At 64.6% G+C, this 16501-nt stretch carries 18 protein-coding genes; 5 read left to right on the forward strand and 13 right to left on the reverse strand.

The features are described from left to right. Positions 1-140: 140 nt before the first annotated feature. The 10 genes from P0D70_RS00790 to flgB form a co-directional block, all read right to left on the reverse strand. Entirely contained in the window at positions 141-914 is a 774-nt protein-coding gene (locus P0D70_RS00790; RefSeq protein WP_091800956.1) for a flagellar brake protein, read from the reverse strand. Between the two features lie 336 nt (positions 915-1250). Further along, positions 1251-2249, reverse strand: a complete 999-nt coding sequence (gene flgJ, locus P0D70_RS00795) for a flagellar assembly peptidoglycan hydrolase FlgJ (protein ID WP_408181590.1) — start codon at positions 2247-2249, stop codon at positions 1251-1253. A 12-nt stretch (positions 2250-2261) separates the two neighbouring features. Next, positions 2262-3446: a flagellar basal body P-ring protein FlgI gene (locus P0D70_RS00800; protein ID WP_408181592.1), complete on the reverse strand. Its 1185-nt coding sequence runs from the start codon at positions 3444-3446 to the stop codon at positions 2262-2264. Between the two features lie 2 nt (positions 3447-3448). After that, a complete protein-coding gene (gene flgH, locus P0D70_RS00805) occupies positions 3449-4147 on the reverse strand; it encodes a flagellar basal body L-ring protein FlgH (protein WP_408181827.1) in 699 nt (232 codons plus the stop codon). Between the two features lie 36 nt (positions 4148-4183). Further along, positions 4184-4972, reverse strand: a complete 789-nt coding sequence (gene flgG, locus P0D70_RS00810; RefSeq protein ID WP_011490205.1) for a flagellar basal-body rod protein FlgG — start codon at positions 4970-4972, stop codon at positions 4184-4186. A 29-nt stretch (positions 4973-5001) separates the two neighbouring features. Further along, positions 5002-5760: a flagellar basal-body rod protein FlgF gene (flgF, locus tag P0D70_RS00815; protein WP_091798057.1), complete on the reverse strand. Its 759-nt coding sequence runs from the start codon at positions 5758-5760 to the stop codon at positions 5002-5004. Positions 5761-5780: 20 nt separating this feature from the next. Beyond that, a complete protein-coding gene (locus P0D70_RS00820) occupies positions 5781-7292 on the reverse strand; it encodes a flagellar hook protein FlgE (RefSeq protein ID WP_091798054.1) in 1512 nt (503 codons plus the stop codon). Positions 7293-7335: 43 nt separating this feature from the next. Beyond that, positions 7336-8055, reverse strand: a complete 720-nt coding sequence (locus P0D70_RS00825) for a flagellar hook assembly protein FlgD (RefSeq protein ID WP_091798051.1) — start codon at positions 8053-8055, stop codon at positions 7336-7338. 10 nt (positions 8056-8065) lie between these two features. Continuing rightward, positions 8066-8491 carry a flagellar basal body rod protein FlgC gene (flgC, locus tag P0D70_RS00830; RefSeq protein ID WP_012434707.1) on the reverse strand — a complete coding sequence of 142 codons (426 nt, stop codon included), beginning with the start codon at positions 8489-8491 and terminating at the stop codon, positions 8066-8068. 96 nt (positions 8492-8587) lie between these two features. Continuing rightward, positions 8588-9082 carry a flagellar basal body rod protein FlgB gene (gene flgB / locus P0D70_RS00835; RefSeq protein WP_091798048.1) on the reverse strand — a complete coding sequence of 165 codons (495 nt, stop codon included), beginning with the start codon at positions 9080-9082 and terminating at the stop codon, positions 8588-8590. A 217-nt stretch (positions 9083-9299) separates the two neighbouring features. On the opposite strand from flgB, the gene flgA reads away from it, so the two are divergent. The 5 genes from flgA to P0D70_RS00860 all read left to right on the forward strand — a co-directional run bounded on the left by flgA (position 9300) and on the right by P0D70_RS00860 (position 12816). Then, positions 9300-10814 carry a flagellar basal body P-ring formation chaperone FlgA gene (gene flgA / locus P0D70_RS00840; RefSeq protein ID WP_408181597.1) on the forward strand — a complete coding sequence of 505 codons (1515 nt, stop codon included), beginning with the start codon at positions 9300-9302 and terminating at the stop codon, positions 10812-10814. Positions 10815-11015: 201 nt separating this feature from the next. Beyond that, positions 11016-11369 (forward strand): flagellar biosynthesis anti-sigma factor FlgM, encoded by a 354-nt coding sequence (gene flgM, locus P0D70_RS00845; protein WP_091798042.1) that lies wholly within the window; start codon positions 11016-11018, stop codon positions 11367-11369. A gap of 94 nt (positions 11370-11463) precedes the next feature. Continuing rightward, positions 11464-11910: a flagella synthesis protein FlgN gene (locus tag P0D70_RS00850; RefSeq protein ID WP_408181599.1), complete on the forward strand. Its 447-nt coding sequence runs from the start codon at positions 11464-11466 to the stop codon at positions 11908-11910. A 322-nt stretch (positions 11911-12232) separates the two neighbouring features. Continuing rightward, positions 12233-12415 (forward strand): type II toxin-antitoxin system HicA family toxin, encoded by a 183-nt coding sequence (locus P0D70_RS00855; RefSeq protein WP_408181601.1) that lies wholly within the window; start codon positions 12233-12235, stop codon positions 12413-12415. Beyond that, complete coding sequence (locus tag P0D70_RS00860) at positions 12412-12816, forward strand: type II toxin-antitoxin system HicB family antitoxin (protein WP_091798033.1); 405 nt, start codon at positions 12412-12414, stop codon at positions 12814-12816. The genes P0D70_RS00855 and P0D70_RS00860 overlap by 4 nt, the downstream gene beginning before the upstream one ends. Before the next feature lie 75 nt (positions 12817-12891). Here P0D70_RS00860 and P0D70_RS00865 read toward each other — a convergent pair whose 3' ends face one another. The 3 genes from P0D70_RS00865 to flhF are packed head-to-tail and all read right to left on the reverse strand — an operon-like array spanning position 12892 to position 16472. Further along, the gene (locus tag P0D70_RS00865; protein ID WP_091798030.1) at positions 12892-13626 is read right to left on the reverse strand and encodes an RNA polymerase sigma factor FliA; all 735 of its coding nucleotides are present in this window, start codon (positions 13624-13626) and stop codon (positions 12892-12894) included. A gap of 28 nt (positions 13627-13654) precedes the next feature. Then, positions 13655-14524 carry a nucleotide-binding protein gene (locus P0D70_RS00870; protein ID WP_091798026.1) on the reverse strand — a complete coding sequence of 290 codons (870 nt, stop codon included), beginning with the start codon at positions 14522-14524 and terminating at the stop codon, positions 13655-13657. Beyond that, a complete protein-coding gene (flhF, locus tag P0D70_RS00875) occupies positions 14517-16472 on the reverse strand; it encodes a flagellar biosynthesis GTPase FlhF (RefSeq protein ID WP_408181604.1) in 1956 nt (651 codons plus the stop codon). The genes P0D70_RS00870 and flhF overlap by 8 nt, the downstream gene beginning before the upstream one ends. Positions 16473-16501 lie beyond the last annotated feature (29 nt).

Genomic DNA, 16501 nt, shown 5'->3' on the forward strand with positions numbered 1-16501 from the left:
GGCTAGCCTGCCGGTTCGTCACTCGTCGCGCATGAGCATGCGGACGGCGCGAAAAACAGGGTGATGAAGCAAGGGTGATGAACGGCAAGCGAACGGTGCGCGAGCAGTCCCGCTCACGCACCGGTGATCCAGCATTTCAGTTAGCGCACCAGCGAACGGCGCTTCATTTCGAGTTGCGTAATCAGGCGTTGCAGCGTGTTTTCCGCACTGCCCGGCAGCGCCAGAAAACGGAAGCCGAGTTGATAACGCTGCGTGCCGTTCGGCAGCGCGGTGGAGCGATGCGACACGAGTTGCAGATCGAGCGAGAGCCGGCCGAGCGCGCCGAGCAACAATTCGCAATCCATGAGGCGCGTGCCCATCGGCAATTCGGCCACGCGTTCGTCGGCGGTGCGCATGCCGACGCCGCCGAGCGAGAGGTCGTGCACTTCGAAGCGGAACGTATCGCCTTCGGGCAAACGGCCGGTGCACATGTACGGATCGAGAATCGGCGCATCGACGCGGAAATACTCGCGGCGCTGCACGTAGAACAGCACCTCGGGGAAGTCGGCCTCGAATGCAGGCAGTCCTTCGAAACGGGTTTCGCGCGGTGTGGTGGTGGCGAACTCTACGCGCACGCCATCCGGCTGCGCATGGAACTGGCAGCCGGGTGCGCCGAGCAGGCCGCGGTTCTGATCGGACAGTGCGCCCCAATCGAACGTGAAAGTGCGTCCGCGCACGTCGACTTCGAGCAGACGCGTGACGAGCTGTCCGCCTGCGTATTGAACGGTGAGGAAATCGCCGCGATTGACGAGATTGCGCAACTGAACGCCAATCTCCAGCGGATTGCGCCGGCCAAAATCGTTGACGCCTTCGTCGGTCGCTGCGTGCAGCTGGCCGGGTGTGTCGGTCTGGCCGTTCAACTGGGTAGTATCCATGGGCTTGCCGGTATGCTTGTTCTTGCGGGCGCGTGCCAAGGCTCCTGGCAGGGCTTTCACGCGGTCTTCCTCGAAGCCGCAGCACGCGCATCAAACCGGACATTACAACGTTTTCCGGTATTGGGTCTAACTCATTAGCGGCAGCGTCCGGCCAAAATTTAGGGGCGTGCCATGAATTATTTGCGCAAACGTTAAACACACCTCACGCCTTTCGCGGGTGGACCGGCCGCCCATGGGCAGCCGGCCGTCTCCGTCTTGTTATGCACCTGGCCCCGTCGCGTGCATGGCGTTTATTTCGATTCAATGCCCGGCTGATTCAAACCGCATGGGCGTGGATCAGCCCATTTTCTGCATGATGGACATCAGTTTTTTCGCGTAATGCGGATCGGTGGCGTAACCGGCGCGTTGCATGCCATTGGCAAAACCGTTCACGTCGTGCGCCGAATTGATCACCTGCGCATAACGCGGATTGCCTTTGAGCAGGCTCGCGTAGTCGGTCATGGCTTCCTGATACGAATCGTACGCGCGGAATTTTTCGACAACACGCTGCGGCTTCCCGTTCACGTATTCGGTCGTGACCGTCGACACGGTCTTGCCAGTCCAGTCCTTGGTCGCCTTGATGCCGAACACGTTGTGGCTGGTCGAACCGTCCGCCTTTTTGATCTCGCTCTTGCCCCAGCCCGATTCGAGCGCGGCCTGACCGATGATGAAGCGCGCCGGAATGCCGGTCGCCGCGCTGGCCGCCTGGGCCGGCTCGGCGAGCTTGTCGACGAATGCGTCGACCTTCGGCGAAGTGCCGTCGCCCTTGAGCGGCGGGGTGAGCGCGCTGTTGGCCGAGTAGCCCTTGCCCATCGCCAACTGGCCATTGGCCTGAGCGTTGCCGTAGGCCTTGGCGAGCGCATTGAGCGCCGCGGTCTGGCCTTCGTCACCGCCGCTGCCGCCGCCCAATGCGTTGGCCATGCCGGCGAGGCCGCCCGCGCCATTTGCGCCGCCGCCCACCTGCATGCCCTGATTGCGCATCATCTGCTTGAGCATGGCGTCGGCCACGCCAATGCCCTTTTGCGAAAGCTGCTGCGACAACTGCTGATCCATCATCGACGTGAAGGTGGCGCTGTCGTGCGAATCGAACGGACCGTCTTGCGGGGTCGCGTCGCGCATGCTCTTCAACATCATTTGCGTGAACACCGCGTCGAACTGCTGCGCGGCCATCTTCATGCCGGCTTGCGGCGAAGCCTTGGCCTGAGCGCTCAACTTCGCAAAGCCCTGCACGTCCAGCGCGAAGCGCTGGGTCAGGTCGTTCGCCGAAGCGGCGGTATTAGTCGTATCCGAATTCATCCTGTGTCTTCCTTAGATGATTTCCAGGTCGGCGCGCAGAGCGCCCGCCGCTTTCATCGCCTGCAGGATCGACATCAGATCCGCGGGCGTCGCACCCAATGCGTTGAGCGCCTTCACCACTTCGGCGAGATTCGCGCCGGCGGTCACGAGCTTCAGTGCGCCGTTGTCCTGCTTCATCTGGATCTGCGACTGCTTGGCGACCACCGTCTGGCCGTTCGAGAACGCGCCCGGCTGGCTCACCACCGGCTGCGTATTGATCACGACCGAGAGATTGCCGTGCGCCACCGCGCAGTTCTGCAGCGTGACCATCTGGTTCATCACGATCGAGCCGGTGCGCGCGTTCAGGATCACCTTCGCGGCCGCTTGCGCCGGCTTGACGTCGAGGTTCTGCAATTGCGCCATGAAGGCGACCTGCTGCTCCGGATCGCTCGGCGCGTGCAGTTGAATCGTGCGGCCGTCGAGCGCAGTCGCCGTGCCGCCGCCGAACGCGTTGTTCACCGCTGCCACCACGCGCTGCGTGGTGTCGTAGTCCATTTCGTTCAGGTCGAGCTGCATGGTGCCCGCTTGCGACACTGAAGTCGGCACCGCGCGTTCGACGATCGCGCCGCCGGCAATGCGGCCCGCAGCGAGCGTATTCACCTGCACCTTGCTGCCGTTCGCGCTGGCGCCCGCGCCGCCGACCGCGAGATTGCCCTGGCCGAGCGCATACACCTGGCCGTCGGCGCCCTTCAGCGGCGTGAGCAGCAACGTGCCGCCGCGCAGGCTCTTCGCATTGCCGAGCGAAGACACGGTGACGTCGATCGCTTCGCCCGGACGCGCGAACGGCGGCAGCATCGCCGTCACCATCACCGCGGCGACGTTCTTCAACTGGATGTTCGACAGCGACGACTGCGAATTGCTGGAGCCGGCCGCCTGGTTGTTGATCGAGATGCCGAGGTTCGCCAGCATGTTGGCGAGTGTCTGCGTGGTGAACGGCGTCTGGGTGGTCTGGTCGCCCGTCCCGTCGAGGCCGACGACGAGGCCATAGCCGATCAGCGGATTGTCGCGCACGCCCTGGATCTGCACGAGGTCCTTCAGACGTTCGGCGTGGGCAGGCGTCACCGCCGGCAGCGCCGCGCAGGCGAGCGCGACGAAGGCGAGCACGCGGCCGAAGCCGGCGAATCGCGCGAGGCGGGTGCGGGAAAAGACGGTACGCATGATCACCACGGCGACACGTTGAGGAAGAAGCGCTGCAGGAAGCCCATGTTCTGGGATTCGTCGATGTAGCCCTTCGCGGAATATTCGATCTTCGCGTCGGCGACCTGGGTCGAGTACACGGCGTTCAGGTTGGAGATCGTGTTCGGGTTCACCACACCGGAAAAGCGCACGAACTCGTTACCCTGGTTGATCAGCATCTGCTTCTCGCCGCTCACCATCAGGTTGCCGTTCGGCAGCACGCCCGTCACGGTGACGGTGATCACGCCGCTGAACGTGTTCGATGCATTCGCACCGCCTGTCGCGGCGAACTTGTTGGCGCCGTTCGCACTTAAGTTGACCTTGCCGAACAGGCCGCTGAGGAAGCCGGCAGTCGGTACGTCGAAGTTGGTGTTGCCGCTGCGGTTGACGCCCGCACCCGACGACTTCGTTGCGTTGACGTTTTCCTGGATCACGATCGTCAGGATGTCGCCGACATTGCGCGGCCGCTGATCTTCGAACAGCGGCCGGCCCGCATAACCCGGGTTGTAGATCGAGCCCGGCGACTGCGCCGAAGGCGGCATCGGCGGCAGCGCTGTCATCGGTTGCTGCGTGATCGGCTGCTTCGGCACGAGGCCGCAGCCACCCAGGGCGGCGAGCAGCGTGAGCTGCGCGAGCGCCTGAGCGGTGCGCGAATGAACCGGATTGCGAGTGAAGTGCGACATCATGATTACCGCCTGTTAATTCCAGTCCCTCGAGCCTTAAACCTGCATCTGGCTCAGGGTCTGCAGCATCTGGTCGGAGGTCGTCACGGCCTTGCTGTTGATTTCGTAAGCGCGTTGCGTCTGGATCATGTTCACCAGTTCCTGCACCACGTTCACGTTCGATGCTTCCACGTAGCCCTGATTCAGCGTGCCGGCGCCGTTCAGGCCCGGCTGCGCGACATTCGGCGCGCCCGACGAAGCGGTTTCCGCGAACAGGTTTTCACCCTTCGCATCGAGGCCGGCCGGGTTGATGAAAGTCGCGATCTGCATCGAGCCGAGCTGCTGGCTGTTGGTCGAGCCGGCAACTGTGATCGACACCACACCGTCGCTGCCAATGGTGAGCGACGTCGCGTTGTTCGGGATCGTGATCGCCGGAATGACCTGGTAGCCGCTCGAAGTCACGAGCTGGCCTTGCGCGTTGGTCTGGAACGAGCCGTCGCGGGTATAGGCGGTCGTGCCGTCGGGCATCTGCACCTGGAAAAAGCCTTGTCCGTTAATGGCGACGTCTTTCGAGTTGCCGGTCTGCTGCAGGTTGCCCTGCGTGTACAGACGCTCGGTGGCGACCTGCTGCACGCCCGTGCCGAGCTGGATACCGGACGGCAGTTCGGTGTTCTGCGTCGAATTCGCGCCCGGCTGGCGGATGGTCTGATACAGCAGATCCTCGAACACCGCGCGCGAGCCCTTGAAGCCGTTGGTGCTGACGTTCGCGAGGTTGTTCGAGATCACGTCCATCTGCGCCTGTTGCGCATTCATGCCGGTGGCGGCGATGTAGAGTGAGCGATTCATGGTTCTTCTCCAAGGCGCCTAAGCGCCCATTAGCTAAAGCTGAGCAGCTGGTTGGCGGACTGGTCGTTCTTGTCGGCGCTTTCCAGCAGCTTGGTCTGCATCTGGAACTGACGCGCATTGGTGATCATCGAGACCATCGCGCTGACCGGATTCACGTTGCTGCCTTCGAGCGAAGCCGGCGCCAGCGTGACGGTCGGGTCGGCGTCGGCGGCGTTGCCGTCGCCGGTGCGAAAGAGACCATCGTCGCCGCGCGTCATGGTTTGCGGATCCGGATTCACCAGCTTCAGCTGATCGACCGTCACCACTGCGGTGGGCGGATCACCCGGCGTCAGCGCGGACACCGTGCCGTCCTTGCCGATAGTGATTTGCGCGCCCGGCGGCACCGACACGGGGCCACCGTTGCCGAGCACCACCTGATTGGTGGCGTTCACCAGCTGGCCGTTTTCGTCGATATGCAGATTGCCGGCGCGCGTGTAAGCCTCGCCGCCGTCGGTGGTTTGCACCGCCAGCCAGCCCGGCCCTTGAATCGCCACGTCGAGCGGGTTGCCCGTCTGCTGGATCGGCCCCGGCGTGTAGTCCGCGCCCGGCGTCGACGACAGCACGAAGGTGCGGGTGGTGTTGTCGTTGATCGAACTGCCGTCGCCGAACGACATCGGCACGGCACGGAAAGTCGCCAGTTGCGCGCGAAAACCGGTGGTCGATGCATTGGCCAGGTTGTTCGCGACGATAGCCTGCTGTTCGAGCGCTTGCGTGCTGCCCGACATCGCGGTGTAGATCAGCCGATCCATGATGGGTGGGTCCCGGTCGCTTACAGGTTGATCAGGGTCTGGTCGACGGTCTGCTGGGTCTTGATCGTCTGCGCGTTCGCTTGATAGTTGCGTTGCGCGGTGATCAGGTTCACCAGTTCGCTCGTCAGATCGACGTTCGAGTTTTCCACCGCGCCGCCTTGCAGCACGCCGTGGTTGGTCGAGCCCGGCGCCGAAATCTGCGCGACGCCCGATTGCGAGGTCTGCTGGAACTCGTTATTGCCGAGGTTCACGAGACCGTTCTGGTTCGAGAAGTTCGCCAGCACGATCTGGCCGAGGGCCGCGGTTTGCTGGTTCGAATAGTTGCCGGTCAGCGTGCCGTCGGCGCCGATCGTGAAGCTCGTCAGCGTGCCCGCTGCGTAGCCGTCGGGCTGCAGCGAGTTCACGCCGTCCTTGCCGCCGTACTGCGTCGTGCCGGCGATGTTCAGCGTCAGGTTCTGCGGCGTCGACGAACCGTCGGTGGTCGGGATCGAGAAGTTGTAGGCGAACGGCGTGGTGGTCGCGACGCCGGCCGCGGTCGTCGTGCCCAGCAGCGTGCCCGACGAGTTGAAGTTCGCGTGGCCGATCAGGCTCGCCGTGCCGGTCGAGGTGCCCGCGTACACGTTCCACGTACCGGCCGAGGTCTTGGCGAAGTACATGTTGACCGTTTGCGAGCCGCCGAGCGAGTCATAGACCGTCGTGCTGGTCGAGTAGTTGTACGTCGACGAGCTGTTCTGGTTGAACGCCACGGGGGTCGGCGCAATCGCGACGCTGTCGCCGGTCGCGGGCGTGCCGTTGAACGTGATGGTCTGGCCGTTGCCCAGCGAGATCGCGGAGCCCGCCGTGTAGGTCGCGGCGGCGGACGTCGTGCCGAGCGTCGTGTCGGTCACCGTGTAGGTCGTCGGGCTCGTGAAGTTGACGGTGTAGTTGTCGTTGTTCGTACCCGATGCAGTGTTCGTGATGGTCGCGCCGGGCGTGGTGAGCGTGCTGCCGCCGGCGAGCGTCGGCGTGACGGTCGGCGTGCCGAGCATCAGCGGATCCTGCGCGTTCAGGTTCAGGCCGGCGACGATCTTGGTGGTCGCCTGCGGTGCGATGTTCGCGGTCGGCACGGTGAGCGGCACGGTCTGCGCGGTGTTGATGATGCCCGAGCTATTCGCCGCGTAGCCCATCAGTTGCAGGCCCTGTGCGTTGGTGATGTAGCCGTTCTTGTCGAGCTGGAACACGCCGTTGCGCGAGTACACCAGCGAGCCGTTGTTCGACAGCTGGAAGAAGCCGTTGCCGTTGATCGCGACGTCGAGCGCCTGGTTGGTGCTCGTGATCGTCCCTTGCGAGAACTGCTGCTGCACTTCGGCGAGCTTCGTGCCGATGCCGACCTGGTTGCCCACCGCCGTCGCCACGGAATTGGCGTACATATCGGCGAATTGCGCGGCGCCGCTCTTGAAGCCAACCGTATTCGCGTTGGCAATGTTGTTGCCGATCACATCGAGATCGCTCGACGATGCCGACAAACCACTCAAACCTTGTTGGTAACCCATGACGGTCTCCGTATCTGGAAAGTCGTGACTGACTGAATCTGAATCAGAGGATGGCGGCGACGCTGGTCAGGCCGACCGTCGAGCCGTTCGAGAGCACGAGGCCCGGCGCACCGTTCTGCATGACGACGCTTTGCACCGTCGCACCCGTGAGCGTGGTGGCCGTGGCCTGCTGACCGTTGATCGTGCCGACCGCGCTGATCGTGTAAGTGCCGTCCGGCAGCGTATTGCCGGCCGTATCGGTCGGCGTCCAGCCCACCGGAATCGTGCCGGCCGACTGCTTGCCGAGGTCGATCGTGTTGACGATCGTGCCCGCCGAGTTCTTCACGACGACCTGCAGATCGCCCACCGAGTTGGCGAGCTGCACGCCGAACGCGCCGGCCTTGCCGCTCGCGACCGACACGGAGCTGCCCGGAGCGAGCACGGTCGAGCCGATCAGCAGCGCCGCTTGCGACTGCTGGCCTGCCGACATCTGCGTGGCGAGCGAGCTGAGCGTCGTGTTCAACTGGCTGATGCCCGAGACCGTGTTGATCTGCGCCAGCTGCGAAGTCATCTGCGAGCTGTCCATCGGATTGGTCGGGTCCTGGTTCTTCAACTGCGCGACGAGCAATTGCAGGAAGGTGTTCTGCAGATCCGTCGCCGACGTGCCCGAGGTGCTGCCCGTCGAGCTCGTGGAACTCGATGCACTGTTCGTGCCGTTCATCGTATCGAGCAGCGTTTGCGACACGTTCGTGCCGCTGCTGCCGATGGTGGTGTTGGTGGTCAAGGAGCTCTCCTCAGGTTCCGATCGTGAGCGTTTTCAGCATCAGTGTCTTGGCGGTGTTCAGGGTCTCGACGTTGGCCTGGTACGAGCGCGAGGCCGAAATCATGTTGACCATTTCCTGCACCGGATCGACGTTCGGCAACGTGACGTAGCCGTCCGAATTCGCGGCCGGATTGCCGGGGTCGTAGGCGGTCTTCATCGGCGTCGGGTCGTCGACCACGCCGGTGACCTGCACGCCGCCGACCTGCTGGCCGGAAGCCGTGCGCGCGCCGCCGAGCGGGCTGACCGCGAACACGACCTGCTTGGCCTTATAGGGCTGGCCGTCCGGGCCGGTCGTGCTGTCCGCGTTGGCGAGATTCGACGCCGTCACGTTGAGCCGCTGCGACTGCGCGGACATCGCGGAGCCTGCAACACCAAAAATGTTCATCAGGGATGGCATGGTTTCCTGACCTCTCTCCCACCGGGTTGAGCCGGTTTCAAGTTAATTCCCGTAGCGATTGTTCTTGCGTACCGCTGAGTCTGTCGCCGTGGCTTCTTACGAGCCCGACTGGATCGCCGACAGCATCGTTTTGATCTGGCTGGACAACACCGTCATGCCCGATTCGAAGTGCAGCGTGTTATCCGCGAACTGCACCCGCTCCGTGTCGATGTCGACCGTGTTGCCGTCGAGCGCGGGTTGTGTCGGCACGCGGTATTGCAGATTGCCGTAGTCGTCGGACGTGCCGCCGGTCGGCGTCAGCGTCGACTTGCCGGCCATATGGCCCGGCGCGGTCGACGCCATCGACATACCGCTCGTCACGCCCGCGGGCTGCGTCATGGCCAGCGTCGAGTTGTTCGACGCGGCGGTGCCAGCGCTGCCGCCGGCCTTCTTCAGCGCGCCGGCGAGCGACGAGGCGAAGTCGACGTCGCGCGCCTTGTACCCGGGGGTATCGGCGTTGGCGATATTCGACGACAGCAGCTCCTGCCGGTAGGCGCGCACATCGAGCGCTTCACGGCCAAAGGCGAATTCGGCATCGAGTTTGTCCAGCATAAGAATCTCCGGAGAACGTTCCCGAGGCTTCCCATGCGTGCCTCGCGAGAGGACTGCGCCAGGCGGGAAGACCTTTTTGCATGAGGTGCATCTTATGGGCCGAACGCAAGCGGCAATCGGACGAATAACCGGGAAAGGGGGCTTCTATTCAACGTTTGCGCAAAGGGGGCGCTCACTAGAATGCAAGGCGTACCGATGCATTCGATGGAGAAACACGATGGACCAGCCCACCTTCGATCCGACGCACCGCGCAAACCGCGCGGCGGCGCATCGCGTCGGTGCGGGCGCTCACGCCGCACGGCGTGCCGCGCGGGCCGTCTCGCGTCTCCTGACCCGCCTCGCGGTGAGTCTGACGGTGTGGGTCGCCGGCGGCATCGTGCTGCTGCCGGCCAGCGGCCAGGCTCAGGAAGCGGGCGGCCCGATCGTGATTCCCGGCCCCGGAGAAAAGAATCCGGCCGCGCTCGCCGATCTGGCTGAGCATATGCAGGCCACGCCTGCGAAGCGCGCCGGCTCCGCCGCCACGCTGGCCGCCGCCACCGCGCAGTCCCTCACGCCGGGTCCAACGGCTCGCGACGCCGATTCATTCACGCGTGCCGCCAATGCGAGCGGCTCGATCGTCATTCCAGGCGCGGGCGAACCACCGGCCGCGCCGCAAATGATCCGCACCAACTTCAAGCCCGACGCCAACGGTGTCGTGACGATTCCCGCGCCGGGCAGCGCCAATAGGGCGGACGCTGTCGCAAGAGTCAACGTGGTGCCGGGGTCGCGTCAGGTGGTGCCCGTCGTGGTGACGCCCGCACCGCAGCTAAACAGCGCACGGCAAACCGCGGGCGTCCAGCCGGTGGCCGCCAACGCTCCGCTCGCCGCGGCCGCCGGCGCGTCGGCGTCGGCGTCAGCGGGCTTCGACAGCCTGGCTTCACGCGGTGAGCCGCCGCAGTTGGGCGCGAACGGCAAGCCGATCGTGACCAAAGCGGTCGCCGCTCCGGCAGCGGTTCCGACCGCTGTCCCGGCTGCGATTGCTCATGCGTCGGCGACGCGGACTATCGCACCTGCCGTCGCCCAACAGAATCTGCGTCCCGCGACGCTTGCACAGGCTCTGCCGCTGCCCGGCCAGCAGGATCCGGAAGCGATCCGCAGCGCCGCACTCGGTTTCCTGCAACAGCAATCCGCCGGCTTGCCCGGCAAGGTCGACATCACCGTGGCGCCGGCGTTTCCGCGCGGTCTCGCGCAATGTTCGACGCTCGAGCCGTTCATGCCGAGCGGCGCACGTCTGTGGGGCCGCATGACCGTTGGCGTGCGCTGCGCGGGCGAGCGTCCGTGGACCATTTATCTGCAGGCGCGCATCTCGCTGCACGCCACCTACTATCTGGCCGCCCGTGCCATGGCGCCAGGCGAAGTGCTCACTGCCGCCGATCTCGTCGCGCGCGACGGCGACCTGACCGGCTTGCCGCAAGCCATCGTCACGGACCCTTCGCAGGCGGTCGGCTCGGTCACGCTCACGCGGGTCGCCGGCGGCATGCCGCTGCGCCGTGACATGCTGAAAAGCGCGTCGGCGGTGTCGATCGGACAGACGGTGCGGGTTGTCGCGGCGGGCGAAGGTTTCGCGATTTCGGCGGAAGGCAGCGCGATGAACAATGCGTCGCCGGGCCAGCAGGTGCGGGTCAAGACGGCCAACGGCCAGATCATTTCCGGCATCGTGAAAGACGGCTCGACCGTGGAGATTCAGCTGTGAAACACCGGGACGCGCACGCCGTGCCGGTTCATCGCGCAATGCCCGTTGCGGCTCGCGCGGGCGGCACGACGGACGGGACAGAAATCGGACCCACGAGAGGGTTGTTTCGAGATGTAAGGAAAGGTAACGCCCGGATCGACTGCGCTAAAGTTTTGATCAGCGGTAGCCGTTATAAGGATCAAATCGTTCAGGAAGCCAATCGTGAAAGTCGATTCCACAACCAATTCGAATCTGCCGACGTTGAAAGACGCCCTGTCCCGCTCGCAACAAAGCGATGCGACGACCGCGAACAGCAACGCGCAGAGTGCGGGCACGAGCTCGCCGGCCACCACCAGCGGTTCGGGCGACGCCAGCGTCAGCCTGTCGGGTCTGTCGCAGCATCTGCGCAGCCTCGCGGCGTCCGGCTCGGCCGACATCGACACGGCGCACGTCGAGTCGATCAAGCAGGCCATCAAGGACGGCTCGCTGAAGATCGATTCCGGCAAGATCGCCGACGGCGTGCTGAACACCGCGCGCGAACTGTTGCAAAGCAAAACCTCGTCGACCGGCAACTGATCGACGCATCGAAGTACGGTGAAGTGCCGGGCGGCATTCGACAAACCCGGCTCGCGAAGCATGCGCGAGCCGCCGTGTTCAGCGAGTTGTTGAGATGAAAGACGCCCTGCTTGCCACCCTCGTCGAAGAATATTCGGCCGTCGAGGCGTTCGCCTCGATTCTGACGCTCGAGACCAAGGCGCTCACCGCCTTGTCGCCGCTAGAACTGCTGCCGCCGATCGTCGAGCAGAAAACCGAACTGATCGGCGTGCTCGCGAGGCTCGAAACCACGCGTGACGGATTGCTCGCCGAGATGGGCTTTCCCGCCGGCTGGCCCGGCATGGAACTCGCGGCCAGCGCCGACGCGCGCGTCGCCGAACAATGGTCGCTGCTGCAAAAGGCCGCCGAACGCGCGCGCCGCAGCAACACCAGCAACGGTGAACTGATCCGCGTGCGGATGGACTACAACCAGCGGGCGCTGACGGCGCTGCAAGTGGCCGTGCCGCAGAAAGTCGGTTTTTATGGCCCGGATGGCCGCATTCCGGCGCGTCCTGCCGTGTAAAGGTTGTCGCTTGACCCGCATGGCCTGACCCGCGGGTTTGGTCGAAACAGGTGGTTTGAAATCAGCAGTTCGAGGGCTCGTCTTTGGCGAGCCCTTTTTGCTTTTCAGGCCTCTCCTCTGCGCGTGCCCGACTTCTTCTTCCGCCACGCGTTAGCCATCCGGCCAGGTGGCGCGAATCTCCTGGCCGCGTTGAAATCACTACTTCCCCTTACTGATTCTCCCCGCCGTCCCAAGCTTTTTTAAGGCTGCCCGGACGCGTATCGGCGGAAAGCTACCCCCTAGCGAGGTTGTGTAATCGTGTGTATGATTCGAGGAGCGCAGTATGAAAAGTGCCGAGGTCGTCAAATTGATTCAAGCGGCTGGTTGGCGGCTGATCCGCATATCGGGCAGCCACCATCATTTCCGTCACGCGGCAAGATCCGGTCTCGTGACGATCCCGCACCCAAAGCAAGATCTTCCGCCCGGCACATTGAACAGCATCCTGAAACAGGCGGGCCTGAAATGAAAAACCTGATTTTCCCGATCGCGATTGAATCGGGCGACGAGGATCACGCGTTCGGCGTTGTCGTGCCCGACATTCCCGGCTGCTACGCCGCGGGCGATACGCTGGAAGAAGCCTACGCGAATGCGAAAGAAGCTATCGAGGCACATCTGGACGTACTGCTCGACGAGGGCTTGCCGATTCCCGCGCGACTCACGCTCCCTGAGCATCAGCGCAATCCCGAGTACACGGGTTTCGCGTGGGGATTCGTCGCCACCCGGAATATTCCCGCCTTGAAGAAGGCGGTGCGTATCAATATCTCACTGCCTGAGGTGCTCGTTCAGGAGATCGACACTTACGCCCAGACACGTGGCATGTCGCGCTCGGCCTTTCTGGCGCTCGCCGCGGAACATGAAATGGCTTAGGTGTGAAGCGGCCGGGGTTCAGTCCCGCCGCTCACCTGGCGAATTGCTCGCGCGTTGAAACACTGAACCCGCGCTTCAGGTTGCCTCGGCGTTCGCCCAAGCCATCTCGCGCAAGCGCGTGCGCAAACGGGCCACGGCCTGGCTGTGCAACTGGCACACTCGCGATTCGCTCACTTCCATCACCGCGCCAATTTCACGCAGGTTCATGCCGCGTTCGTAGTACAGCGACATGAGCAGCTTCTCGCGCTCCGGCAGGCGATCGATCGCCTCCACCAGCGCCGAGCGCAGGCTGTCGTCGAGCAGCGCCGACAGCGGGTCCGAATGATCGACGCAGTAGCGGTCGAGGAACGGCTCGTCGTCCGCCGAGCGGTCGAAGTCTTCGTAATAGATCAGCTGGCTGCCATGCAGATCCTGCAGCATCGACTGATACTCATCGAGCGGCATTTGCAGGTGTTCGGCAATCTCCGTTTCGCTCGCTGAGCGGCCTAGGTTCTGCTCCACCTTGTGCACCGCCGTTTCCACTTCGCGCGAGGTGCGCCGCAAGCTGCGCGGCAACCAGTCGTTGCTGCGCAATTCGTCGAGCATCGCGCCGCGAATCCGCTGGCTGGCATACGTCTCGAACTGCGCGCCCTGGTCTTCCTTGTAGCGGCTCGCCGCGTCCAGAAGTCCAATCATGCCGGCCTGGATCAGGTCGTCGAGATCGACGCTCGCCGGCATCTTCGCGACGAGCTGCAAGCCGAGGCGACGCACGAGCGGTGCGTACTTGGTCAGAACTTCGGCTTGGGAAATCTTTCCCTGAGCGTTATACATCGTGCTCCCCTTGTCCATGTGCCGCCTCTCAGGCGTGCTGCGCAGACGGTTGGTCGGCGTGTTGCGCCGCTGTAACTGTCGCAGGCGCCATCCATGGCGTTTGCGACGACATCGCTGACCGCATCGGCCAGTACTGCAATTCGGCGGCGAGATGCCGGTAGTCGCGCGCAGCCGGTGTCGACGGAAACGCATCGACGACACAACGCGACAACTCCAGGGCTCGCGCCATCCGCGCATCGGCGGCAATACAACCGGCGTCTTCCAGCGCGACCGTCAGGTAGCGCCCAGCCACGCCGGCCAGGTTTGCAAAAGCGGTATGCGCGTCGTTCACGCTCTGCACGTAGTTCACCAGCACCCGGAACTGCGCGATCGCATGTCCGTAATGCAGGCGCTTCATGCATGCGTAGGCGTCGGTGATGGCCTGCGCGGCCATGCGCGTGACGATCATCACGTCGTGCGCCTGTTTCGCGAGCGCCGACAGGTGGCCTTGCGGATCGAGTTGCGCATCGATCAGCACGACGTCGGCGGAGCCGCGCAGCACCACACCTAATTCGGCGGCGGTGTGACCCTCACGGTTCAGCCGCGAGGCGGCCAGTACCGAGAAGCCGAGCGCGTTGCGCGCGGCAGCGTCGTCGAGCGTCATCTCGCCGCGCATCACGGCGGCGAAATTGCCTGCGCCACGTACGCCGCCGAGCATCGCGCTCACCGACTTCTCGCCGAGGCATTCGTCGATCACCAGCACGTCCTTGCCCTGCTGCGCCAGCGCGGCGGCAAGGTTCACCACCGTCGTCGTAGAGCCGGCGCCGGCCGAACCAGCCGTCACCGCAATCACACGCGAGCCGCTGCGAGCCAGCATCCGCCGCAGTCCTTCAGCCTGATCGGAGATGAGCTTATCCAAAGCGGACCTCGTGCAATTCGGCCGTCGAGCGCGCGGACAACGCGGACAGCAATCCCGGAATGTCGTCGTCGTGCGGCACGAACGGCGAGTTGTCGCGCGGTATGCAGAAGGTGCTCTTGATCAGGAATTTGCGAGTCGCGACGTACAGGTTCTCCGGCACCTTCTGACCGGTCGACACGTAGTGCACCGGCAGCTTGTAGCGGATCACCGTATCGAGCACGCCGCCCAGGTTGGTGGCTTCGTCGAGTTTGGTCAGAATGCAGCCGGCGAGCGGCTGTTGGTCGGGCGCGCGCTGATAGGCCTGCACGACTTCGTTGAGCGTGTCGCCGTGACTCGTTGCGTTGAGCAGCAACAGGCGCTGCACCGGCTGACCGGCGTGGCACAGCATGGCGATCTGATCGGAGACGAGGCGGTCGCGCTGGCTCATGCCGATCGTGTCGATCAGCACGATGTGCTTGTTGCGCAATTCGGAGAGCGCGAGTTGCAGGTCGGCGCCGTCTTTCACCGCGTGCACCGACACGCCGAGAATCTTGCCGAAGATGCGCAGTTGTTCGTGGCCGCCGATCCGGTAGCTGTCGGTGGTGAGCAATGCGACCTTGCTGGCGCCGAAGCGCATCACGCAGCGTGCGGCGAGCTTGGCGGTCGTCGTGGTCTTGCCGACGCCCGTCGGGCCCATCAGCGCGAATACGCCGCCGCGCTCCATCAGCGCGTCCTCGTCTTCCATCACCGGCAGGTTCGATTCGAGTACCGAGCGCACCCAATCCATGCCGCCTTCCATGCTCTCGATGTCGTCCGGCAGGTTGTCGACCATCATCTGCACGAGCTGCGCGGAAAAACCCGCGGCGAACAGATGCTTGGTGAGCGCGGCGCGCGCCGGGTTGCGGCGCTGGCGCTCGCCCCACAGCAGGCCGGCAAAGTGTTCTTCCATCATTCCGCGCATCGACGACAGTTCGCTCATCACGGTGTCATTGACGACCTGCTCCATGCGCGCCTTGATCGCTTCGGCAACCGAAGCGGGCGTGCGGGCGTCGTCGTGCGAGGACGGCGGCGGTGCGTTTTTCTGCGCGGCGCGGCGCGCGGCGGCTTGCGCGCCTTCGCGGGCCCAGTCGGGCGTATCGACGGCTTGCGGCGCGGCGGCGTTGCCCGGTTCGACGGCGGCACCGAGGCCCTTGGCCATCGCCGCGGCCGGCGTCATCGCGGCGGGACGCGCGCTGTATTCGCCCTGCTGCTGTTGTTCGGCGGCAATGCGGCGAGCGTGGTCGATCAGCCAGGGATTCGATTCGGCCATCGTGCGCGGCGTCTGTGCGTCGGCAGTCGGCGCCACGGGTGCGGCCGGCACGCCGGCAGCTTTGAGCAGATCGGCGCGGATGTCTTCGGTGAGACGCGAAGCCGCGGCACGAGCGCTCGGCCGCTCGGGGCTGACCGGTTGCGACGGCGAGCTCGCGGCTGCCTTGACCGGGGCGGCAGGCGACGCTTTGGGCGTGCCCGGCAGCGCGGCCTTCGGCGCGCTCACAGCCGGCTTCATGGCGGTGGGCGGAGCGTCGTTCGCGTCATCGTCGGCGAAGCTGGAATGGGCGGTGGAAGCGCTGTTGCCCTGATTCTCCGCACCGGCTTCCGGGCTCGCGCCGAACACCGACGAGAACACGTCAGGCATGCCGCTCGCATACGGATTCGTCTGCATCGTCGATGCGGCCGGCATGGCGCGCGGTGCGGCCAGCGCGGGTTGTCCAGCCATGGCATTCATCGGCCCAGCCTGCGGTGCGCCGGCGCTCACGCGCGGGACTTTCGGCGTGATGGCGGCGAGGTCGCTGTCGGCCAGCGCGACGATCTCGACGCTGCCGTCGTCCATCGTGCGATTGGACAGCACGACGGCATCCGCGCCCAACGCTTCGCGCACGAGACGCAGCGCATCACGACTGGTAGCACCGACAAATTTACGAATGTTCAAGCTGGACCCCCGATGAGGTAAACGGACTA

Source organism: Paraburkholderia sp. RL17-381-BIF-C (assembly GCF_046026435.1).
In the GTDB taxonomy this organism is placed as follows: Bacteria; Pseudomonadota; Gammaproteobacteria; order Burkholderiales; family Burkholderiaceae; genus Paraburkholderia.